This window comes from Demequina sp. (assembly GCF_049841215.1).
Classification (GTDB): domain Bacteria; phylum Actinomycetota; class Actinomycetes; order Actinomycetales; family Demequinaceae; genus Demequina.
In genome coordinates this window covers 64,695-86,658 of the sequence record NZ_JASGEO010000007.1, presented here as the reverse complement: position 1 = coordinate 86,658, position 21,964 = coordinate 64,695, and the positions used below count along the sequence as shown (strand labels likewise).

The window sequence follows — 21,964 nt, the reverse complement described above, 5'->3', positions numbered from 1 at the left end:
TGCGCGACGTCGGTCATCCTGCGCGAAGTCGCAGAATCAGGCCCGACGGCGTGGCTGGCTTGGTTACGGGCCCTGGGCTCTCGCGCCGTCCGGCCAGGCACACACGCACACCTTGTTGCCCGCGGCATCCGCGAGGATCCAGAACTCGGGAGCCTCGTCGTCCGCGACGATGGTTCCGCCCGCGGCCACCGCCGCGGCGACTCGTGCCTCGACGAACTCCTTGGGCACCGAGACGTCGATGTGCATCGCGTGCCGCAGCGGCTTGTCCTCAGGGAGGGGCTGCATCCACGCCACCGACGAGTGGGCGAGCGGATCGTTGCCGTTGTCCTCGTCCGCCGGCCGGTAGCCGAGCACCGCGCGCCAGAACGGCAGGCTGATCTCGGCGGGCTGTGCCGAGATAGCAATCTGTACCTCCTGGATGCGCGACCGGTCCGCAGCGAATCCCGCCGCGCGTGCTGCGGCGGACACAGCGCGGGCCAACTCAACGTGCTCAGGAGTCAGCGCCCACATGTCCTGAGTGAGCCGCACGCTGAGGCGGTCGTTGCCAAGGGTGAGCACCGCCCCAGACGGCGCGAAGCCGGGAACCCGTGCCACAGCGTCGGCCAGGCGAAGCGCGTCCGCAAGGGAGTCGCAACCGTAGACCGTCACTGCCCCGCCGTGGAGCACGGCCCAGTCCTCAAGGCTGGCCGCCTCGAGGAACGCCCGCCAGCCGTCCTCGCTCACGCGGGTGCGGCCTCCGGGGCTCGATCCTTCACGATCATCGCGGGCGCGCGCGTGACAACGAGCCATGCGGGCAGGATCGCGAGGCAGATGATGCCAAAGATAGAGACCGACCCAGCGAGCGCGGCTGCCATGAAGATCGCCAGCCAGCCGCTACGGCTGATCGCGAGCACGAAGCCGAGCGTTGCGCATGAGACCGCGATCGCCACAGGGATGCCAGGGATGAGGCCATTGATGAACAGGCCCAGGGCGACCCCGATGAACATCGACGGGAAGATGCGGCCACCACGGAAGCTTGCCCCTGCGGCGACGAGCAGCGCGGCGATCTTGACGAACGTTACGAGCGCGAGGTGTCCGGGGCTCATCGTTGCCGCCTCAGTGACGAGTTCTGCGGATTGGTCGGCGCCCTTGAAAAGCGTGACCGGTCCGCCGATCGCTCCCAGCACACCGAGGATCAGGCCGCCAACGCCCAAGTACAGCACGGGGTGTTTGAGCGTGTGGAGCGCGCGATGGATCGGTGGGAGCGCGATGGCCGTCAGCACCCCGAGACTTGCGGCGGCTGCGGCGACCGCAAGTGCGGACACGAGGTCAATCGCGTTGTCGAGCGTGTACGCGGGGAGCTTGGGGAGTGTCATGCTCTCGCCGATGAGAATCGTCACCACGGAGCCAACCGACGCGGCGATGATCGGGGCGAAGAGCTTGTCCCACATGGGACCGCCCTGCTTCATCTCGCCAATCATTTCGGTCAACAGCAGTGCGGCGGCCAGGGGTGATCCAAACATGGCGCCGAGGATGCCAGCCGTCGCGATGATCACAATGGTGCCCGCGGGAGTCTTTGGCGTGATGCGGGCTGCGAGCCACACGGAGAGTCCGACGGCGACCGCGATGATCGGGTTCTCCGGGCCAAGGCTTACGCCGCCTGCGAGACCCAAGATTAGGGCGATCGCGACGCCGGGCAGCGCGGCCAAGCGCAAGGGGCTCGACACCAGCTCGGTCTTTGCTGGGTCCTCGCCCGCATGGCCAGGCGCGAGCCACACCACGATGCCGACAGCGATACCGGTGGCGGTGAGCACGGCGACAATCCACAGCGCTCCCGAGCCGTCCACGCCGAGTGCATCAGGGAGCGAGTCCCACAACCCGTCCTCGAGCTGCCCCGCGACCCAGTTGACCCCCGCCATCAGAAGGCCGGAGAGCACGCCGATGACCACGGCTGGCCAAATCATGGACACCAGCGAGCGGACCGTAGGGCCCTGTTGAACGTCTTCCGTCACGAGGGTCAGCCTAGGGGTGAAAGCCTTCGGAGCGTGGCGCGCCGGTAGACTTGTCCGTCGTGGCCACCGACTTTCCCGCAGAGCTCGCGGAACTGAAGAGCACCTTCGCCCAAATCGAAGCGGTGAGCGACCCGTCGGCCCTTGAGGCGCGCATCGCCGAGCTTTCCGAGCAGGCCGCCGCGCCCGATCTGTGGGACAACCAAGAGAACGCGCAGGCCGTCACGAGCCAGCTCAGCCAGGCGAATGGTGAGCTGGAACGGCTCACCGTCATGCGGGGGCGCATCGATGACCTCGAGGTGCTCGTGGAGCTGGGCACCGAGGGCGATGACGCGGACACGCTCGCGGAGGCAGATGCCGAGCTGACCAAGCTCAAGGCCGACCTCGCCGCGATGGAGGTGCGCACCCTCATGACGGGGGAGTGGGACGACCGCGGCGCGGTTGTCACCATCCGTTCTGGGGCGGGCGGAGACGACGCCACCGACTTCGCGGAAATGCTATTGCGCATGTACTTGCGCTGGGCGGAGCGTCACAAGTACCCCGCGAAGGTCATGGACACCTCCTACGCGGAGGGCGCCGGCATCAAGTCCGCGACCTTCCAGATTGATGCACCCTATGCGTACGGCACGCTGTCCGTTGAGGCCGGCACGCACCGCCTCGCGCGCATCAGCCCGTTTGGCTCCGCTGACAAGCGCCAGACGTCGTTCGCGGCGGTTGAGGTCATCCCCGTCATGGAGGAGGCCGTGGAGGTGGAGGTGCCAGAGGCCGACATACGGGTGGACGTCTTCCGCTCTTCTGGACCAGGCGGGCAGTCCGTCAACACCACCGACTCCGCGGTGCGCATCACCCACCTTCCCACGGGGCTCGTGGTGTCGATGCAAGACGAGAAGAGCCAGATTCAGAACCGCGCCGCCGCGATGCGCGTGCTCCAGACTCGCCTGCTGCTCCTCAAAAAAGAGGAGGAGGCCGCGCAGAAGAAGGAACTCGCTGGCGACATCAAGGCGTCGTGGGGTGATCAGATGCGCTCGTACTTCTTGTATGGCCAGCAGCTCGTGAAAGACCTGCGCACCGGCTACGAGGTGGGCAATCCGCAGCTCGTGTTCGATGGCGATCTTGACGGCTTCATCGACGCGGGCATCCGCTGGCGCCGAGCCTCCGCTAACTAGACTTCCAAGGGTCCCAGTGACAGATGTGACGCGTGTGACGCCGTACGCGGCACGCGGTGTCACTTGCGTCACTCCTGCACCACGCACCCTTGTTTGTCTTTGGGTGTGGTGAGGGCCACAGACTCTAGGCGGCGCGCCTAACTGGACGTAGCGTCGGGCCGTGTTTGTCTAGTTGAAGGCGCAGGTCCGTCCCCCTGCGTCGACTCTGCCATGATCAGATTCGACAACGTCTCCAAGGTGTATGCGCGCGGCGCCAAGCCTGCGCTCGACAACGTCTCCGTGGAGATTGAGCGCGGGGACTTCGTGTTCCTTGTTGGCTCGTCTGGCTCGGGAAAGTCCACCTTCCTCAAGCTGGTGCTGAGGGAAGAGCGCCCCACGGACGGCGACATCTACGTGGCGGGACGGCACCTCAATCGCCTCTCCAGCTGGCGCGTTCCGCAGCTGCGCAGGGAGATCGGCGCGGTATTCCAGGACTTCCGCTTGCTGCCGAACAAGACGGTGTACCAGAACGTCGCGTTCGCGTTGCAGGTGATTGGCAAAAAGCGCCATGTCATCAACTCCGCGGTGCCGGAGATGCTTGACCTCGTTGGCCTCGCTGGTAAGGAGAAGCGCCTTCCACACGAGCTTTCCGGTGGTGAACAGCAGCGCGTTGCGATCGCACGCGCGTTCGTGAACCACCCGCCCATCCTGTTGTGCGACGAGCCAACCGGAAACCTCGACCCCGGAACGTCTGTGGGCATCATGCGCCTGCTTGACCGCATCAACCGCACCGGAACCACGGTGCTCATGGCCACGCATGACGACGAAATCGTGGACCAGATGCGCAAGCGCGTCATCGAGCTCAAGGGCGGCGAACTGGTGCGCGACCAGGCAAGCGGTGTGTACGGCTTGGAGCGCATATGAGATTGCGCTTCATCCTCTCGGAGGTCATGAACGGCCTGCGCCGCAACTCCACGATGGCGCTGTCCGTGGTGCTGGTGACGTTCGTGTCGCTCACGTTCGTGGGCTCCGCCGCGCTCATCCAGGCGCAGATCGGTGACCTCAAGACGGACTGGTACGGCAAGGTCGAGGTCACGATTGGCCTGTGCCCCGAGAACGCGCGCTCCACGCAGTGCGCGGCCGGCGAGGTCACCGCAGACCAGCAAGAGCAGATCCGCAAGGTCCTTGAAGAGGGCCCCGTCTCCGACCTGGTGCAGAAGGTCTACTTCGAGTCCAAGGAAGAGGCCTTCGAGAACTACAAGAAGCTCGACAACCAAGGCATCGCTGACCTACTCACCGCGGACCAGATGCAGGCGAGCTTCCGCGTTAAGCTCAATGACCCGGAGCAGTTCCAGGTGGTGTCCGACGCTGTGGCAGGAATGCCGGGCGTGGACTACGTGCAGGACCAGCGGGAGACGTTCTCCCAACTCTTTGCGTTCCTCAACGCCGCCACCCTCGTGGCCGCCGCGCTCGCGGGAATCATGCTGCTCGCCGCAGGCCTGCTCATCACCACCACCATTCGCCTGAGCGCACTGAGCCGCCGCCGCGAGACCACGATCATGCGCATGGTCGGCTCGTCCCGCACGCTCATCCAGGCTCCCTTCATGCTTGAGGGCGCCGTGGCCGCGACCCTTGGCGCGGTGCTCGCCGTTGGCGCGCTCTACGCGTCCGTCCGCTATGTGGTTGGCGACTGGCTGCGCTCGTCTGTGACGTGGATTGCGTACGTGAACGAGGCCGATGTCCTCGCCGTGGCGCCGTACTTGGTGGCCATCGCAGTGGCGCTCGCGGCTGCGGCTTCGCTCGTGACGCTAGGGAAGTACACGCGCGCATGATCCTTCGCAACCGCTTCTACGCGGGGCTCGCGGCGCTCATTGCAGTGGTCACGTGCTCCGGCTGGGCGTTTGCGGCCGCGGTGGCCACGGAGACCCCCGCGGGGATCCACCAAGACAACGATTACGACGATCAGATTTCCGACGCCAACAAAGACGCGCAGAAGATCAAGGACAAGCTGGATGACCTCGAGAGCGAACTCGAGGACACCGACGCGGCGATCGTCAAGACGAACAAGAAGATCACCGAGCTTGAGGACAAGCTCCCCGGCCTGCGTAAGGAGCTCGCCGACGCCCGCGAGACCTACAACGCGGCCGTGGTGCAGCAGAAAATCGTGGCGGACAAGCTCAAGGCCGCAATCGCGCAAGACAAGGACATCACCAAGCAGATCGAGGACGACAACGCGCGCATCGAGGAGCTCAAGATCACCCTTGGTGCGCTCGCCCGCGAGCAGTACATGGGTGAGGGCACCTCGGATTCGCTCGCGATCGTGTTCGGCTCAGAGAGCTCAAGCGACTTCGTTAAGCGTTTTGCCGCGCAGCACTCCGCGGCGCGCGTGCAGACCAACGCTCTCGACGAGATCGAGGAGATCGCGGCCACCAATCGCAACCGCGGCGCCCGCCAGGACGCGGTTCGCGAGTACATCGAGGAGCTCAAGGAGGAGGCCGACGCCCTCGTTGAGGAGGCGGCGGCAGCCAAGACGGTAGCCGAAGAGAAGAAGGCCGCCGTCGACAAGGCGCTCGACGACCTCTCAGACCTCAAGGCCACGCTCGCGGAGCAGCGCAAGGACGCTATCGCCAAGCAGAAGCAGCTTGAGGCGCAGCAAGACAAGGTGCGCGACAAGATCCGCGAGCTCGTCAAGAAGAAGCTTGCCGCCCAGAACCACGGCAACCCCACGCCGCTTGGCAAGGGTTACCTCAGCTTCCCCACGAAGGTTCCGTACATCACCAGTAACTACGGCATGCGCTATCACCCGATCCTCCACTACTGGCGCCTGCACGCCGGTACGGACTTCCGCGCGTACTGCGGCACCGCGATCTACGCCGCCGCAGAGGGCAAGGTGGAGTGGGCAACTCAGGTGGGCGGCTTCGGCAACCAGGTGATGATCGACCACGGCTTCGTCAAGGGCAACTCCGTCATGACGAGCTACAACCACCTGTCGCGCTTCTCGGTGCACACGGGCCAATACGTGGTGCGGGGCCAGATTGTTGGCTACTCGGGCTCCACGGGAACGTCCACCGCGTGCCACTTGCACTTCGAGGTGTACGTCAACGGCAACACGGTGAATCCCATCTCGATCCTGGGTCCCGTTCCGTAAATCCCGCACCCGGGTACACTGTCTCCTCGGCCTTGCATCATCAAGGAACGCACACAGAGGAGGTGAGTCATGGCCAAGGAGTCTCTGAAGGTCGTGGCATCGAACCGCTCTGCGCGCCACGACTACTTCATCGACGACACGTTCGAGGCAGGCCTCGTGCTCATGGGCACGGAGGTCAAGGCGCTGCGCATGGGCCGCGCCACCATCGGCGACGGCTACGTGTACATCGAGCACGGTGAGGCCTGGCTCGACAACATCTACATCCCCGAATACACGCAGGGCACGTGGACCAACCACTCGCCTCGCCGCAAGCGCAAGCTGCTGCTGCACCACCACGAGATCGAGCAGCTCTTGCACGGCACTCGCGAGAAGGGGCACACGATCGTGCCCTTGCGCCTGTACTTCGTGGACGGCCGCGCCAAGATCGAGATTGCCCTCGCTCGAGGCAAGAAGTTGTACGACAAGCGCCAGACGCTGCGCGAACGCCAAGACGCTCGTGACGCGGAACGCGCCATGAATGCCCGACGCTAGACCGTCACCTTTTCGTCAAGAAGGGTCCAGTTACAGGGCCGACGCTGGCTCACCTTGAGCACCAATCCCGGCATGATGGGGGCATGAGATGGCTCCTCGCTGCCCTTATTGCCGCCATGGCGACGCTCGCGCCTTCCCCAGCTACTGCGCTGGACTCAACGACAGCGTCGGGCCTGCAAACCAGCACCGATACCACCGGTAACCAGATCACGCGCTGGGACGAGACCTACGATCTGCAGCCAGACGGCTCGGCAAAGGTGCGCGTGGAGCTGGACTTTGACTTTGGCGACGATCCTGGGCACGGGCCGTACTTCACGTTCCCCACGCGCCAGGGGTACGACGACACCTACAACCGGGTGTACGAGATTACGGACGTGGAGGCGTCAAGCACCACGGGAGCACCCGCGAAGGTGTACCTCGAGGACGGCGAGTACTGGCTCGTGGTGAGGGTGGGCGACGAGAACATCGGCAACGTCTCAGGAACTCAGACGTACGTGCTCACGTACACCGTCCACCACGTGATGAACGCGGTGACGGACGCGATCCCGCCCGGTGAGACCGAGCCGATCAACGCCGACGAGTTCTACTGGAACGCGGTGGGCGAGGGGTGGGACATCCCCATCTCGAACGCCACTATCACCGTGACGAGCCCCGTGGACGCGATCGCCGTGCAGTGCTTCGCTGGAGCGTCAGGCGCGGCGGATGCGTGCGATTCCGCCGCGAGTGACGGCGCTCGTGCCACGTTCACCCACGGGGCCCTGTCGCCGGGCCAGCCCATGACCGTTGACGTGCTGTACCCATCGGGGAGCTTCGACACCGAACCGCAACTGGAGATCGCCGACGACGCGGCGAGGGCCTGGAGGTTCTCGTTGCCGTGGGCGATTCCCGGGCTGCTGATCCTGCTAGTGGGTGGTGGGCTTCTCGCAAGGGCGCTCATCAAGGCGACTCGCGACGAGCACTACGTTGGCCTCACGCCAGGCCTGGCGCCCACCGGTGCGGACGAAGGGACTACTCGCGCCCTGCGTAAGGCGCCGCCGGTGGCGGTGCGGTTTGACCCGCCCGCTGGAGTGCGGCCGGGTCTCATTGGCACGCTGTGGGACGAGTCCGCGGACACGCAGGACGTCACGGCCACGATCGTGGACCTCGCCGTGCGGGGCTACATGCGCATCGACCGCGTCACCGAGGACGACTACCAGTTGGTCAAGCTCAAGAACTCGGACACGACCATGCTCAAGTATGAGGGCGAGCTCTTTGACGCGATCTTCGACGGCCGCGACCAGGTGCTGTTGTCTGACTTGAAGACCACCTTCGCGGCGACGCTGCAGAGCGTCTCGGTGCAGATGTATGCGGACGTGGTGTCGCTTGGCTGGTACTCGCGATCGCCCTCGTCCACTCGCCTTGGATGGGCAGGGCTGGGGATCCTGCTGGTGGTTGCGGGGTTCTTTGGCTCGTTCTTCATCGCCGGCATGGGCGGTTCCGTGTGGCTTACTGTGCCGCTGATCCTCATCGGCGCAGTGCTGATCTTCACGCAGAAGGCCGCGCCGGTGCGCAAGGCGGAGGGCTCGCGCGTGCTCGCGGAGTCCAAGGGCTTTGAGCTCTTCTTGCGCACCGCAGACGCCAACCAACTCAAGTTCGAGGAGGGGCAGGACATCTTCTCCAAGTACCTCCCCTACGCGATCGCCTTTGGCATCACCGATCAGTGGACAAAGAAGTTCCAGGACCTCGCCGCTGCCGGCTACGCGGTGGCAGAGCCCAATTGGATGACGGGCTACACGCTCGGCTCGTTCTGGGCGCTGTCGAACGGCTTCACGGGCACGATTTCGCAGTTCTCGTCGCTGACGTCCGCGGCGGTCTCCGCGCCCACGCCGGGGTCGTCTGGGTCTTCCGGCTTCAGCGGCGGCGGCTTCGGTGGGGGAGGCGGGTTCTCCGGTGGTGGCGGCGGCGGTGGCGGCGGCGGCGGCTGGTAGGGGGGTCCTCGACATCCGAGGAGGCGCGCGGCGTGCGGCAACGCCCCTGACCACTTTCGTGGCCTTCGGACCGTCTGTGACCGTGCGAAGACCCCGAAAGTGGTCAGGCGTGTTGCGGTGGTACCAGGCGGGTGACACCCTCAGTACGCCCAGGTAGACTGGACGCACAACTCAATAGGGGATGATCGGTTTCGACGTGTGTTGTTACCTCAGGGGAAGCGGGCCAAGGAGGCTGGGTTATCTTGTCAACGCCCCCAGCAACTTATAGGTGCCGATTCCAAGCGCACCGACTTCGCCCTCGCTGCTTAAGCGAGCCTGAAGTCCGTCAGCCTAGGTTCGTTCTCGACCTAGTTCCTGGCGTCATCTAGAGAACTTGCTGGCCGCCGGCGTCACGGCGGCGGCCGGGACTTTTCACCGTGACTGGGCCTACTTCCAACTCGCCTGATAGCGGGGAGGGGCCGAGAAAAACTTCTTCAGGCTGCGCCCGGAGAAGCCCTGTCGTGGAACATGCGGACGCGGGTTCGATTCCCGCCATCTCCACCTGCAAAGGCCTGGTATCGCTTGATACCAGGCCTTTTGCCTGCTATCTGGCACATTTGCCGCTCGTTCCCTCTATGCACTAGTACGCAGGAGTGCGCTCTAGTACGCTTAGTATTAGTCAATGGATAGTCACGAGTCAAGGGCCAGGTGGTGGAGATTCCCCCGAAGAATAGCCGTAGCGGATTGCCGCGAGGTATCGACCGCCTGCCCACCGGCAACTACCGTGCACGCGTCACCTACGACGGTCGGCAAGTATCGATTGGGAGTTTCGCCACCAAGGGCGACGCTGAGGCGGCACTCGCCATCGCACGCTCGGAGATGGCACGCCGGATCTTCATACCCCCTCGTGAGCTGCGGGCCTCAAGGCGGTCTCGCGAGGTAGAGGAACTCCGCGGCGCCCTGACTGTGCGGGAGTGGGCCGATGACTGGTTGGCCCGTCTCGCAGATGCAGGACGGTCACCTGGGACCACGCGGTCCTACCGCTCCACACTCGACGCCCACGTCCTACCCGCGATCGGCGCAATGCGTCTTGCTGAGGTGAGCCAAGACGACGTCGATGCGATGCTCGCGAAGCTCAAGGGCAAGCCTGGGGCGTGGGCCAACGCGGCCCGCACCACACGTTCTCTGTTCCTCGCGGCCGTGTCAGCGCGCGCAGGAGGGCTTACCGAGTCACCTGTGAGCATCACCATTCCCAAGCCCGTGAAGAGCCGCGAGACGACCGTTCGCGACACGGACCTTGCCACGCCCGCGGAAGTGCGCGCCATGGCCGCAGGGATGCCGCCAGCGCTCGCCATTGGGGTGCTGCTCGCCGCCTGGTGCTCATTGCGACTCGGTGAGGTGTTGGGCCTACAGCGCGGGGACTTTGACCACCTCGAGGATCCCGACAAGGCGGTGGTGCACGTGCGGCGCCAGTGGAACTCGAAAGCCTCCCCGCCCGCGTACACCGAACCCAAGGCTGATTCGCGTCGCACGCTCTCGATCCCGCCGGCGCTCGTGCCCGAGATCGTGGATCACCTCGGCACCCACACACGTCCCGAGCGAACGGCGCCGTTCATTCCGAGCTCGCAGAACCCCACCATGCCTGCTTCGCAGACGGCGTTCGACCTCGCGTGGCGAAAAGCGCGCGAGCCCGTTAGGCCCGGCTTCCGGTTCCACTCGCTGCGCCACACCGGCCTCACAGCGTACGCGCAGGCAGGTGCGACGCTCAAGGAACTGCAGGAGCGCGGCGGGCACAAGGACGCGGCGGTCGCACTCAGGTACCAACACGCGACGCTCGAGCGCGACCGGGCGCTCGCCAAGAAGCTCGACGTCGGGCTGGAGGCGTGATGACGAGCGAGTGGGACTACCTCATCAAGACATTGGCGGACGTCCCTCCAGGGATGCAAACAAACACTGTGGCGGACCTCCGGCTCCCACATCTCGGAATCTTCTGCCCGCACGATTCGGGGCCGTGGTTAGTCGGGACCTTTCAGTTGTCGGGGGCCGTCTGGGAGCAGAAGGGCGAACTCCACTGGACTTGGGATGGGATCTACTTGACAGGACGCGGCGACATTCTCCGGTTGCCTGATCGGCAGGGGCCATGGCGACAGTCCATCGTGGATGATGCCCCTCACGACCCGGAGGCATTGCGGCGCGAGCGACTGGCCGACGTGCAGCGGTTCACGGCAACACCTCCGGACAAATGGGCACAAGCGGAGCAGGCAAGGTACGAGGCCACAGGACACTTCCTGACACCCGAACAGCGCGATCTTCTCGAGAGAGAGGACCACGTGAACGCCGAGATGCGAGCTCGATACGTCCTCAATTGCCCAATGTGTCCGAGCTTGCGTCAAGTGATCCGAAGCGACCGATGCCAGAGCGTGGTGAGCACCTTCGCGAGTCTTGGGCTTCGAGAGACACCACTTGCGGTGTTCCGAGACCGGTACGCGCGGGTGCGTGCTTCTCGCGAAGAGCGCTCCTGACTGCTAGAGTGTGCTTCAGCAAGCAATCTCGCTAGCGGCTAGGGCGCGGCTCTACGCCAGAGACTTGCAGATGACCTCCCAGCAGAGGCTGTATTCAGCCTTGCTTGGAGGTTCCTTTGTCTCCCCGATCAACCACTTTGCCGCTGGCGATGTTGTCCATCGCCGAAGCGTCTGGCCCCAGCTTCCTCAACTGCCATCCGGACACAACGCGTCGGCTCATCTCGAGAGGTGAACTCCCTGCCTATCGCGTAGGTCGAGCCATCCGAATCAAGCGTTCTGACCTTGAGCGCGCTCTGCGACCGGTCACTCGGCTCGACCTCGCCACCGCTGGCGGTGGTCTCGATGACTGACCCTAGAGACGCCGCCGCCGGGCTGCAGGAGGAGCAACCCGGCGAGCGATCAATTGTTCAGCAAGGGCACGCTGATACCCCAAGTCTAGGCAACCCACGCGAAGAACGCGAGGACCGTTGGCTGGCCGCTGACCGGCACGCGGTCGCACACGCCCTCGACCAACTGCTCGACCGGCTCGGTCCCGTCGATGACGAACCGCCGCACCGCATGTCTGACCGTTGGGAGCGGGCATGGGCGAACCAGATGGTCGCCGCAGGTTGGGACGCCGAGCATCTCGCCCGACGTTACGGCTTGACCCGTAAGCAGGTGACGGTGTGAGCCTCGACAGTTGGGACCAGATCACCGAGAATCTGCCGCCAGATGACGAGATGCCGCTTGAGGAACGGCAGGCCAGTGCCGGTAACGCTATCGGTGCAGTCCAGGCCCCCGGCGACGACGTGCGCGGTGAGTCATGGCGCGACCTTGACCTCGCCGGTGTAATCCACGGCATCACGACCGGGACCACGACCACGCCCTCGCCAACCTTGGGCCGTATCGACGGCGCCGGGTTCCTGCTGTACGTCGGCATGGTTCACCTAATCTTCGGCATCGGTGGGGCTCTCAAGACGTGGTTGGCGGCGTTCCTCATTGCCGAGCGGCTCAAGGCGGGCGAGCATGTCCTGTTCGTGGACCTCGAGGACCGTCCGCAGACGCTTGTGGAGCGCCTCATGCTCGACCTTGAGGTGCCGGGCGATGTGATCGCCGCCGGGCTTCACTACAAGCGCCCTAGCGAGCCGTCCACGCATGGCCGCGACGAACTGCTCGCAACCGTCACGACCTACGCCATCACGTTGTGCGTGATCGACTCCTATGGCGAGTCCCTCGCCATGGACGGCATCAACCCCAACGCCGACGAAGAGGTCGCCGTATGGTCCCGCATGGTCGCCAGGGCCATCGCGGACGCAGGAGCAGCCGTGGCCCTGCTTGACCATCTGCCCAAGTCTGACGAACTGGCCTTGACACCTATCGGCTCGCAACGCAAGCAAGCCGCGATCAACGGTGCGAGCTACGCTATGCGCATCGTGAAGGCCCCTTCGCGGGGCGTGCCGGGATACGCCAACGTGGTGTGCGGCAAGGACCGTCAAGGCGCGTACGGTCGCGGCGATGTGGTTGCCGAACTGCACCTCGAGCCGCGCGACGGGCACACGGGTGTGACGCTGCGGACCCCGAGCCAAGGCGCTAGGGGTGCGGGTGGCGGGTTCCGGCCGACAGCACTCATGGAGCGCGCCAGTCGCGCCATCGAAGAGGCAGGCGAACCACTCTCACTCACGAGACTGCGGGCCATGATGGGCGGCAAGAAGGACTACGCCGACCAAGCCATCGAGGCACTGATCGCGGACGGTTACGTCACCCGCCAACAGGGTGAGCGAGGAGCGTATCTCCACGCCCTCGCCGCGCCCTACAGGCAGGCCACAGACACCGCCAGCGACGCCTTTATCGGCACCGATCCAGCCGGGGCACGGTCAGTCCCTTTTGACCCCGCCAATCATGACCGTGACCGTGCCCCCTCCTTAGGGGAGGGGCACGGGGCACGGTCAAATGACCCTGGCCCGGGGCACGGTGGGGGCACGGTGGGGCACGGTCAACAAGGGGGCATCTGGTGAACGGATCAAGCTTCCACCAACCGGCCCCGGCGACCGCCGTATTCGAGGCTCTCATGGGTCAACGCATCCCTGGCGGCTGTGAGGATTGCGACGCGTACCAGACCGTGGAAGTCACCGCTCCCGGCATCTACTCGCTACAGGTGCACCACGACGCGACCTGCCCCACCTACATGGCGATCGTCGCGGCACGGCATGGAGGTGGGCGATGACGAACCGCATGCCGACCTTGCCCAACTCACTCGCGCATGACTGGCCGCAGTTGGTGGCGCTCGTGGACCGCTACCGGGACGACACCCCATGCCGTACCGGGCACCACGCACCGTGCGCGTGGTTCACCTCTGACGACGAACGGGAGCAGCGAGCGGCCGCTGGATCGTGCGCGATCTGCCCCGTGCTTGATGCCTGTCGTGAGTTTGGGCTCACTCACCCAAAGGAAGTCGGGGTTTACGGCGGACTGACCACCTCAGAAAGGAACTCCCGGAAATGACCAAGCGACACGACATTCCCAGCTGGCCCACGAGGCGCCGCAACGCATACCGCCGCAGAGGCCGACCGATCGCGTTCGTCGATTCGTATCGGTTCCAGGTGCGTCTCGCACGGGACCTCACCAAGCTTATGGAAGAGAGGCAACGATGACTGCCGCCACGTTCGCTCGCCAGTTCCTGCCACCCCGGTCACTGTTCGATGACGCCCCAGCTATCGACGCGGCATGGTCGGCAGCATCGCGCGCCATTACACACGCAGAACGCGTCCCAACGCTCGAGAACAACATCGCCGCTGCTCGGGCGCTCGTGCACTTGGCGGACACCGCTCGAGACGTTCGCCCGGGCTTCGCCGACGACGGCGCCGGCAAGTGGCTTACCGACATCGACGCCCTCGCTGCCTGGCTCGAAGTGCAGGAGTCCAGGGGGGTGCTCGCATGAGGGTGCTGGCACCTCTTGCCGCTCGGGTCGTGGGCATCCGACCGTCCGCTGTCGCGATCATCTGCCCGTACTGCGGGGACGTCCACACGCACCCGAAGGACCACACGCGCAAGACCGGGCGGTTCTGGTACTCGCCCCAATGCGGGCTGCTACTCAATCCAAGCGACCGAGCCCGCGGCTACGAGTTCCACCTCGGGGAGGGCGCATGACCGACCCTCTCGCCGTGTTCCGTCGCGTCATGGATGCCTACTACCCACGCCCAAGCGCGCCCAGCGATCAGCCTCACACCCTGCCGCCTCTGCGCGAGGCGAGCACCGAGATTGACGCTGTTCTCGGATCTGGCACCCCCAACGGGGACGTGAAGAGCGCCATCGTGGAACACCTCGAGCAGTCCGTTACGGGTGAGGAACCCGACGCGGGGGTGACATGACCACGGCAACCGCACACGGCGATGTGGTCCTCGTGTCAGGCCGCGTCGCGGCACTCCTCATCGCCCTCCCAGACTTCACGCCCACTCGCATTGGGGCGCGCGGCACACCCGAGTACGAGCAGCTCGTCGCGCTGTACAAACTCGGTCTCGAAAACTCGGTTCCGCGAACCGGAACCCTGCGAGCGCCCGCGGTCTCATCAGTGCCAACGTGGATCACAACAGAACAAGCCGCAGCACTTCTCGGAATCACCACTCGAGCAGTCACCAAACGTCTGGCCGCAGGCCAACTAGACGGCGAGAAACACGGCAGCAGGTGGCGCGTCAACAGGCGCGCAATCGAACGGCAACTAGGTAGGAGACACACATGACCACCACCGCACCAACCAAGTGGGACGCCCAAGTGGAGCGCGCGGCTAAGGCTAGGCAAGACGCTCGGGCCGCGATTGACGCGGTACGTGCCGACACGCACCTCAGCGTCGAAGGTCGAACCGTTCAGGTCCGCGACATCATCACGCAAGCCAACGCCACCATCGACGACGCGCAAGTGAAGTACGACGAAGCGAAGACGGTTGAAGTGGAACGAGCGAAGAGGCGCGTATTCACCAGTTTCAGCATCGACACCGTCACACTCCGCGATGCCGCTATGCGCGCCCAAGAGACCGCCACTGAAGACGAAGCGCTACGCATGTTCACCACTGCGGAACGACAAGGCGACAAGAGCCTCATGCGAGAACTCGCAGCCGTCGCCATCGACCGCAGCTGGGCCGAGCTCGCCAACGCATTCCAGAAAGCAGAACCCATCTACGCCGACGACTACGAAATCATCTGGGACGCAGCACACGACACCAGCGCCATCGACGTCAAACACGCAATGCTCATCGGCATGGCGTTCGCGCACGTCACGGCGTGACACCCCAGGGGGCAACCCCTCGCGCCCAAGGGAAACCCGCCGGTGGGGGCAAAGAAACGTGCGCCAATGCTTGACGTTGGATTTTGACCGCTAGGAGCCACCATGACGGACACGAAACCGAGGCCTCCGAAGGGCTTGGAGTCGCGTGGACGCGCCTTTTGGAAGGCGACTCTCGATGCGTATGAACTGTCTGAGGCTGAGTTGTCGATCCTTCTTGAGGCGTGTCGCACGATGGATGATCTCGACCGGTTAGCAGGAGCGATCCAGGCTAAGGGGGCCATGACAGTGGGGTCGCAAGGACAACCGGTGGTGAACCCTGCCTTGACGGAGGCGCGGGGCCAACGCGCGGTGCTGCATCGCCTGTTGGCTGCCCTGGCGTTGCCTGATGAGGAGGGCGCGGCGGTGCCGACGTCGGGCGCTTTGAGGGCTGCGAATGCCGCGAAAACACGTTGGAAGGGCCATGTTTCGGAAGCCAGGATTAAGGCTAGGGGTGCGTGATGGCGAGGCTTCGCAACGTGGCGCCGCCTGACCGCCCCGCGTTCCCGAAAGTCAAGAGCTCGCGTGACCGCGTCTTCTTAGTGAATTTGCCTTGCCCTGTGTGTAGGGGGCCACGCGCTCCTGGTTCCCCGCGGCCGGGCGTGCCTTTCGATGGCAAACACTTCTGCCCCCGGTGCGGCATGCGTACTGGGCCGGGGGGTGCGTGATGGCGCGAATCCGAACCACTAAGGCCGTCTCTGTCGACGAGTGGCCGGCCGAGCTTGAGGACCGCTATAGCCCGCATTGGGTGACCGATCGGGCGCTAGCGGCGTGGGCTGAACACGCGCAAGTGCTGGCGAGCAAGTCTCGCTCTGGCGGTCCGCTGGCTCGCTGGGCTTGTGCCATCGAGGGCTGGTTGCGCACGTGTCACCCTGACCCGCGATGGCCCGCGCACATGGACTTTCGGTGGCTCACGCAAAGCGATCTGTACCGGTTCTACAACGCCGCACATAGGGGCGCGATCTTGGAGTCGCTCGGGCTGGATACCGAGGGCGCCATCAACTACTTCTTGAATGAAAGGGGCTGATCATGTCCGAACGTGTGGTGAAGGTCACTCTTAAGGGTGAGGCGGCTGGGCTTAAGCGGGCGTTGCAGGATGCGCGCACGGAGTCTGAGAAGACGGCGAACCAGTTCGACAAGGACGGGAAGAAGATTGAGTCCGCGTCTGGGCGGATGGCACGCTCGGCGCAGGTTAACCAAGAGGCGTGGCAGCGTTCGGGTGCGGCCTTGGTGGGTGTTGGTGTTGCCATTGCAGGTGTTGCTACGGCGATCCTCAAGACGGGTATCGCGTACAACACGTTGCAGCAGACGTCGCGTGCAGCGCTGCTCACCATCCTTGGCTCGACAGAGGCCGTCAACGCTCAGATGGCGAAACTGGATGACTTCGCGCGCCAGTCGCCGTTTGCGAAGCAGACGTTCCTCACTGCACAGCAGCAGATGCTCGCGTTCGGTATCGAAACCGAGAAGGTGCTGACATACCTGGATGGCATCCAGAACGCTGTGGCCGCGGCTGGTGGTGGGAATCAGCAACTTGCGGAGTTGGCGCAGGTCATTTCGAAGATCCATGCCGCGGGGAAGCTCACGGCGCAGGACTTCATCGAGTTCGGTAACCGTGGTGTTGATGCCGCAAGCATCATCGGTGAGCAGATGGGCAAGACCGGTGCCGCTATCCGCATGGAGGTCACTGAGGGCCTGATCGACGCGGATGATGCCCTTGATGCGCTTGTGGCTGGGATGAACACCCGGTTTGCGGGCGCCGCAGACAACGTGAAGAACACCTTCGCGGGCTCTCTTGACCGGGTGAAGGCCGCATGGCGTGACTTCTCTGCTGACCTTGCGACACCGCTTGTGGACCCCAATGGTGGTGGTGCGCTTGTTGGGTGGCTAAACGACCTCGCGGACGGGATGCGGGCCTTCCAGAAACTGCCTGATTCGGTGAAGAACTCCACGGCCGCCGTGTTGGGACTCACAGGCGTAGTGTCGCTGCTTGGCGGCGGGTTCCTGCTGCTCGCGCCCCGCATTGTGGCGACCAAGACCGCCATGGACCAACTGAACATCTCCATGGGCAAGACTGCGGGCATTGCGGGCAAGGCGACCGCGGCACTCGCGGTCATGGCTGCGGCTTCCGGTGTTCCACAGTGGGCCTCAGGGACCGCGACCGGTGCGAACGAAGCCGAGAAGGCCCTGCTGGACCTCGCGAGCGGTGCTGACATTGCCGATACTGCGTTGGGTAAGTTCACCGCGCAGAACGCGTGGAAGAAGTTCACGCTTGGCGACCTCGGCTCAGCCAAAGAAATGTTTGACACCCTGGCGAACACCAGCGCGTGGAACAAGTTCGATAACGTGCTGTCATCGGTTGCCACGCTTGGGCAGACCACATCTGCCAGCAGGCTAGAGGCAGAGAAGTTCTTCGCCAGCGTCGATGCTGGACTCGCGTCGATGGCTGCCGGTGGAAAGGCTGCGGATGCGTCACGCGCCATCGACATCCTTGCCTCCCAAATGGGAGCCAGCACTGACGAGGTCCTCGAGTTCCTTCCGGCCTACCGCGATGCCCTTGCCGCCGCATCCGTAGAGCAAGACGTTCTCACGAAGAACGGCCTGAAGACTGCCGAGCAGTTGGAAGCGGAGGCGGAGGCGGCGAAGGCCGCACAGAAAGCGCTCGAGGAGTACCACGAGGCCCTTGCGAACGCGAACGCGTCGTTCATTGACCAGCAGGGCGCGTATGACGCGGTGATTGACAAGAACCGTGAGTGGGCGCAGGCCATTGCGGATTCCACGAAGTCCGCGAAGGACTCCTACACCGACTACTACGACGGTCACACGGTGAAGGTCAAGGACTACATCAAGCAGATGCGGGAGCAGGTGAAAGCCCAGCAGGAGTGGCACGACAACATCGACACCCTGACTGCCCGCGTGAACGATGACACGTCGGGCGAGTTGAAGGACAGTGCGCGGGCAATGCTTGACCAGCTCGTGCAACAGGGTGCCTCGGGCGCCCCGCTGATTGACATGCTCGCGGGTGCCACCGATGCGGAGTTCAACAAGATCGTGGCCCTGTGGGCCAAGGGTGGCGCTGACGCCAATGATGCGTTCGCGGAGGGGTTCGACTCGGCGCTGAACCCGGAAGTGAAGCCGACCCTGGACATGCTTGGCGCGTCCACGGAGTACGGCAACTGGGTGAAGTCAATGTCGAACATCCCCATCAAGCCCGAAGTTGTGTTGCCGTCCGGCAAGGTCGGTAAGGGTGGTGGTGGCGGTGGGCCTGTGCCGCACGCGTATGCGACCGGTGGCGCGATTGTTGGTCCTGGTACGGGCACGTCGGACTCGGTGCTGATGTGGGGCTCGAATGGTGAGCACGTGTGGACAGCCGCCGAGGTTGCTGCCGCTGGTGGTCACGGTGCCGTGGAAATGATGCGTGCTGCGGCGATTCGTGGCTACGCGAACGGTGGCCCAGTGATGACAGCACCCGCACCCCAGATCATCCAGGTGCCCGTCACGTCCACGAACACCAACAATGCGCCGATCAACATCGGCACCCTCGTGTCGTCTGACGTCGCCGACTTTGAACGCCAGGCACGGATGCGGCGCCGCAACAACAACCTTGGAGGCCGCCGTGGGTGACCTCATTGACATTTCGGTGCTCGAATGCGCCTCGTATAAGGGCGGACCCCTCACGGCTGAGACCTTTGGCGCGCAGTTTGAAGAAGCCGTCGACGAACCGGTGGGTCTGCGCGATGAGTCCGACCAGGGCAACGAACTCGTTGAAGTTCGCCTTCGGGAGATCGACCTGGTCCATGGCGCGGAACCGTTGAACGCTCGACAGCATGAAGCCGAGCAACTGGTCTTGGCTTGGAGCTGCTTGGCCCGCCACGTTCGCTAGATCGCTTTGTGCGACAGGGCGTTCGCCGGAAATGGCTTGTGGAGGTCCTCAAGGATGTGCGCTTGTCGCCTGAGGTCGGCGGAAAAACCGTCTACCGCACGCTGGAGTTGCTCGGTGTAGCCGGCGGCTTGGTCGCGGACGTACCACTCGACCGGCGCCCAGTTGCCGGTGAGTGTCATCCATCCGAAGACGACGAGCAGGAACGCGAGCACGACTCGTCTTGGTGAGACATCGAATGCGATATTGATCCAGTCTGAAATGCGCACAACGTGATCATTGCACGCGCCGCTGACACCACTATTGATGTCACGCTTTAAAGGCGCCATGTGCTCAGCCACTGCGATCCGTCCCAACGGTGAATGCCGTACACCACCGCGCCGTTCTCAATTGTCCCTATTGGTCGCCTGTGCACACGCCTGGAAGGCGTTGAGTGTGTCTTCATGCCAAAGTGGTGCGTATGAGTTCCTCTAGCAAGTCGACGGCCAAGAACCGGAAGGCCGCCGCGCGGGCCGAGTTGCTGTTGTATGCCGAGCTCCAAAGAATCGAGCAGAGCGCTCTCGACTACTTGCGGACAGTTGAGGCACGCGCGAGCCAGCTGATGGCGAGCGCGGCGATCGTGGCAGCCTTGAGTGCAGTTGTCAAAGTCACGGTCTACACGACCATTGCCATGGTCCTGTTCGTCGGAGCTGCAGCTCTTGGCGCCGCGGCGCAGTGGCCCAGACCCGCGAGTGGCGGTGGTGCTCAGCGCACGCTTAATGGAGTTCGCGCGGACGGGGGCGAACTGGGTATCCGAAGCATGAATAACGGTCTCGCAAAGGCGATTGAGGATGTCCGGTCGATCACTGCCGCACGGAGTACGCTCGTACGCATCGGGGTCGTGGTGCAGATACTGGCGCTGACGGTACTCGTTGCTGGTTACGCGATCACATTCCAGGACCGCCTCTAGGAGATTGAGACCCGACATGGCACAGGTTGCACGCACGCAGGGCGACGGTGACTACAACGAGGAGCAGGAGCGGGGCGGCGATACTCCGCCGCCTATCCCGACTCCGAGCAAAACGCCAGGCGTTCATGACTGACACGTCAAATGACGTCCCTCCGGCGGACGGTGACTACAACGAGACCGTGTACTTCTCGCCGGGACAGGACGGTACGGAGATAGGTCTCGATGACACAGGTCAGACCGTCTTGTTCGGGTCCAGCGAGGGCGACGCGTAGCACGCCGCGCACGTAAATCGAATTGCGCTTTCGCGAGCACGTGACCGCGCCCGGATTGCCGCAACCAACCGTTATGACGTGTGCCCAGGCTGTTCAGTCGGTGATGTAGCCAGCCCAGATCAGGTAGGCGTGGAACGCTTGTTCCGGGGTCGCGTGCGCGCCGGGCGGTTGGCGGCCGTCGAGGTCCACTGTGATGCCACTGGGCGACCATCCGGAGGGCGTCTGCGTGATCCAGCCGATTGTGATGCCGTCACGACCGCGCATCGTGTACTGCCCGCCTGAGAACTCGGCGTCGTATCCGCCGTCGATGAGCTCCACCGTGGGTTCCTTTCGTTGAGAGTGAACTAGTACGCGGTTTACTATCGGCCATTGCGCAGACAAAGTGCGCGGGGCAGCAGGTTCTCAACCCATTCGAGGTGTTCCGTGTCTTCCGCGAGCGGCTCGCAACGCGAGTTCGTACCATGGGTGTGTGCACCTGCTTTTCGTAGATGAAAGCGGAACTCCGCCGCCTCCTGACAAGACGGACTCTCAACCCCATTTCGTCCTTGGCGGCATTATCGTGCCCGAGGAGGTTTGGCCCAAGCTCACGTCGGACCTCAATCGTGCAAAGGCGCGGCACGGGGTAGTCGGGGAGATCAAGTGGCGGTACTTCTCGCCGGCGCGCGGCGGCAAACCGCACAGCTTGAGCCACTTAACCGACGACGAGAAGGGCCTGCTGCGCACGGAACTCTTCGAGGCTGTCGCGAAGTACCGATCTGTGCGTGTGATTGCGGCGGTGGTCGACACAGCCGCGGCTTACCGCCATTGGCCGTCGCTCAAGTCAGACGACGACTTGTATCACCTCGCGTTCAAGCAGCTAAGCGAGCGCTTCCAGTACTTTCTGCAAGATCTCGAACGCATATCCGGTCAGTCCACGAGAGGCTTAATTGTGAGCGACAACCGAAACAACGATCAGGACAGTCGCCTCAAGGAGTTCCATCAAAGTCTGCTCGCTGGAGGCTCCTTCACCTCCGGCTACGCCAACCTCGTCGAGGGACTTTTTATCGCGGCCTCACATCACAGTCCCGGGACGCAGTTCGCCGACCTCGTAGCGGGAGCGATCTTCCGAAGCGAGTTCCGTGGCGACTCGCGCTTCTACGACCAGATCGCAGCGTCGGTACGCAGAGGGCCGAACGGTCAGGTGGCCGGATACGGTCTGGTCTACATCCCAAAAAAGTAAGACGCCGTGTCCGGGTTTCCCCAAGAACCTGCGGTAGCGACGCAGTCACGGCGTACTTCAAGAGTAACAGTCGG

26 protein-coding genes and 1 other RNA gene are annotated in these 21,964 nt (G+C 64.1%); 23 read left to right on the top strand and 4 right to left on the bottom strand.

What is annotated here, in order from left to right; genetic code table 11:
- Positions 1-63: 63 nt before the first annotated feature.
- Both QM618_RS03005 and QM618_RS03000 read right to left on the bottom strand, forming a co-directional pair.
- On the bottom strand, positions 64-723 hold the full coding sequence (locus QM618_RS03005; RefSeq protein WP_428094771.1) for a VOC family protein: 660 nt from the start codon (positions 721-723) through the stop codon (positions 64-66).
- Entirely contained in the window at positions 720-1,991 is a 1,272-nt protein-coding gene (locus QM618_RS03000; RefSeq protein WP_428094769.1) for an ion channel protein, read from the bottom strand. Before QM618_RS03000 ends, QM618_RS03005 begins: the two co-directional genes overlap by 4 nt.
- Before the next feature lie 59 nt (positions 1,992-2,050).
- Here QM618_RS03000 and prfB point away from each other — a divergent pair, with 59 nt between their 5' ends.
- The 20 genes from prfB (at position 2,051) to QM618_RS02900 (ending at position 19,453) form a co-directional block, all read left to right on the top strand.
- Positions 2,051-3,154 carry a peptide chain release factor 2 gene (gene prfB / locus QM618_RS02995; RefSeq protein WP_428094766.1) on the top strand — a complete coding sequence of 368 codons (1,104 nt, stop codon included), beginning with the start codon at positions 2,051-2,053 and terminating at the stop codon, positions 3,152-3,154.
- Positions 3,155-3,364: 210 nt separating this feature from the next.
- Entirely contained in the window at positions 3,365-4,057 is a 693-nt protein-coding gene (gene ftsE / locus QM618_RS02990; protein ID WP_428094764.1) for a cell division ATP-binding protein FtsE, read from the top strand.
- Positions 4,054-4,965, top strand: coding sequence for a permease-like cell division protein FtsX (gene ftsX, locus QM618_RS02985; protein ID WP_428094762.1), 912 nt, complete (start codon positions 4,054-4,056; stop codon positions 4,963-4,965). Before ftsE ends, ftsX begins: the two co-directional genes overlap by 4 nt.
- On the top strand, positions 4,962-6,281 hold the full coding sequence (locus QM618_RS02980) for a peptidoglycan DD-metalloendopeptidase family protein (RefSeq protein ID WP_428094759.1): 1,320 nt from the start codon (positions 4,962-4,964) through the stop codon (positions 6,279-6,281). The genes ftsX and QM618_RS02980 overlap by 4 nt, the downstream gene beginning before the upstream one ends.
- A 69-nt stretch (positions 6,282-6,350) precedes the next feature.
- Positions 6,351-6,812 (top strand): SsrA-binding protein SmpB, encoded by a 462-nt coding sequence (gene smpB / locus QM618_RS02975; protein ID WP_428094756.1) that lies wholly within the window; start codon positions 6,351-6,353, stop codon positions 6,810-6,812.
- Between the two features lie 83 nt (positions 6,813-6,895).
- Positions 6,896-8,779: a DUF2207 domain-containing protein gene (locus tag QM618_RS02970; protein ID WP_428094754.1), complete on the top strand. Its 1,884-nt coding sequence runs from the start codon at positions 6,896-6,898 to the stop codon at positions 8,777-8,779.
- 177 nt (positions 8,780-8,956) lie between these two features.
- Positions 8,957-9,322, top strand: a transfer-messenger RNA (tmRNA) gene (gene ssrA / locus QM618_RS02965).
- A 315-nt stretch (positions 9,323-9,637) separates the two neighbouring features.
- Entirely contained in the window at positions 9,638-10,645 is a 1,008-nt protein-coding gene (locus QM618_RS02960; RefSeq protein ID WP_428094838.1) for a tyrosine-type recombinase/integrase, read from the top strand.
- Positions 10,646-11,429: 784 nt separating this feature from the next.
- On the top strand, positions 11,430-11,630 hold the full coding sequence (locus tag QM618_RS02955; protein ID WP_428094836.1) for a helix-turn-helix domain-containing protein: 201 nt from the start codon (positions 11,430-11,432) through the stop codon (positions 11,628-11,630).
- Positions 11,623-11,949, top strand: coding sequence for a hypothetical protein (locus QM618_RS02950; protein ID WP_428094752.1), 327 nt, complete (start codon positions 11,623-11,625; stop codon positions 11,947-11,949). The genes QM618_RS02955 and QM618_RS02950 overlap by 8 nt, the downstream gene beginning before the upstream one ends.
- On the top strand, positions 11,946-13,274 hold the full coding sequence (locus QM618_RS02945) for an AAA family ATPase (protein ID WP_428094750.1): 1,329 nt from the start codon (positions 11,946-11,948) through the stop codon (positions 13,272-13,274). The genes QM618_RS02950 and QM618_RS02945 overlap by 4 nt, the downstream gene beginning before the upstream one ends.
- Positions 13,271-13,483: a hypothetical protein gene (locus tag QM618_RS02940; RefSeq protein ID WP_428094748.1), complete on the top strand. Its 213-nt coding sequence runs from the start codon at positions 13,271-13,273 to the stop codon at positions 13,481-13,483. Before QM618_RS02945 ends, QM618_RS02940 begins: the two co-directional genes overlap by 4 nt.
- Complete coding sequence (locus QM618_RS02935) at positions 13,480-13,761, top strand: WhiB family transcriptional regulator (RefSeq protein WP_428094746.1); 282 nt, start codon at positions 13,480-13,482, stop codon at positions 13,759-13,761. The genes QM618_RS02940 and QM618_RS02935 overlap by 4 nt, the downstream gene beginning before the upstream one ends.
- 145 nt (positions 13,762-13,906) lie before the next feature.
- Positions 13,907-14,197, top strand: a complete 291-nt coding sequence (locus QM618_RS02930) for a hypothetical protein (protein ID WP_428094744.1) — start codon at positions 13,907-13,909, stop codon at positions 14,195-14,197.
- A 205-nt stretch (positions 14,198-14,402) separates the two neighbouring features.
- Complete coding sequence (locus QM618_RS02925; RefSeq protein WP_428094742.1) at positions 14,403-14,627, top strand: hypothetical protein; 225 nt, start codon at positions 14,403-14,405, stop codon at positions 14,625-14,627.
- A complete protein-coding gene (locus tag QM618_RS02920) occupies positions 14,624-14,995 on the top strand; it encodes a helix-turn-helix domain-containing protein (RefSeq protein WP_428094740.1) in 372 nt (123 codons plus the stop codon). The genes QM618_RS02925 and QM618_RS02920 overlap by 4 nt, the downstream gene beginning before the upstream one ends.
- Complete coding sequence (locus QM618_RS02915) at positions 14,992-15,537, top strand: hypothetical protein (protein ID WP_428094738.1); 546 nt, start codon at positions 14,992-14,994, stop codon at positions 15,535-15,537. Before QM618_RS02920 ends, QM618_RS02915 begins: the two co-directional genes overlap by 4 nt.
- A gap of 703 nt (positions 15,538-16,240) precedes the next feature.
- Complete coding sequence (locus QM618_RS02910) at positions 16,241-16,600, top strand: hypothetical protein (protein WP_428094736.1); 360 nt, start codon at positions 16,241-16,243, stop codon at positions 16,598-16,600.
- A gap of 2 nt (positions 16,601-16,602) precedes the next feature.
- On the top strand, positions 16,603-19,194 hold the full coding sequence (locus QM618_RS02905) for a tape measure protein (RefSeq protein ID WP_428094734.1): 2,592 nt from the start codon (positions 16,603-16,605) through the stop codon (positions 19,192-19,194).
- Positions 19,187-19,453, top strand: a complete 267-nt coding sequence (locus QM618_RS02900; protein WP_428094732.1) for a hypothetical protein — start codon at positions 19,187-19,189, stop codon at positions 19,451-19,453. Before QM618_RS02905 ends, QM618_RS02900 begins: the two co-directional genes overlap by 8 nt.
- Here the strand turns inward: QM618_RS02900 and QM618_RS02895 are convergent.
- Complete coding sequence (locus tag QM618_RS02895) at positions 19,450-19,791, bottom strand: hypothetical protein (RefSeq protein ID WP_428094729.1); 342 nt, start codon at positions 19,789-19,791, stop codon at positions 19,450-19,452. The genes QM618_RS02900 and QM618_RS02895 overlap by 4 nt on opposite strands.
- Positions 19,792-19,910: 119 nt before the next feature.
- On the opposite strand from QM618_RS02895, the gene QM618_RS02890 reads away from it, so the two are divergent.
- Together QM618_RS02890 and QM618_RS02885 are read left to right on the top strand one after the other, a co-directional pair.
- The gene (locus QM618_RS02890) at positions 19,911-20,399 is read left to right on the top strand and encodes a hypothetical protein (RefSeq protein WP_428094727.1); all 489 of its coding nucleotides are present in this window, start codon (positions 19,911-19,913) and stop codon (positions 20,397-20,399) included.
- A gap of 125 nt (positions 20,400-20,524) precedes the next feature.
- Complete coding sequence (locus tag QM618_RS02885) at positions 20,525-20,671, top strand: hypothetical protein (RefSeq protein ID WP_428094725.1); 147 nt, start codon at positions 20,525-20,527, stop codon at positions 20,669-20,671.
- 93 nt (positions 20,672-20,764) lie between these two features.
- Here the strand turns inward: QM618_RS02885 and QM618_RS02880 are convergent, their stop codons facing one another.
- Positions 20,765-20,989, bottom strand: coding sequence for a hypothetical protein (locus QM618_RS02880; RefSeq protein WP_428094723.1), 225 nt, complete (start codon positions 20,987-20,989; stop codon positions 20,765-20,767).
- A 151-nt stretch (positions 20,990-21,140) separates the two neighbouring features.
- On the opposite strand from QM618_RS02880, the gene QM618_RS02875 reads away from it, so the two are divergent.
- Positions 21,141-21,890, top strand: coding sequence for a DUF3800 domain-containing protein (locus QM618_RS02875; RefSeq protein WP_428094721.1), 750 nt, complete (start codon positions 21,141-21,143; stop codon positions 21,888-21,890).
- Positions 21,891-21,964 lie beyond the last annotated feature (74 nt).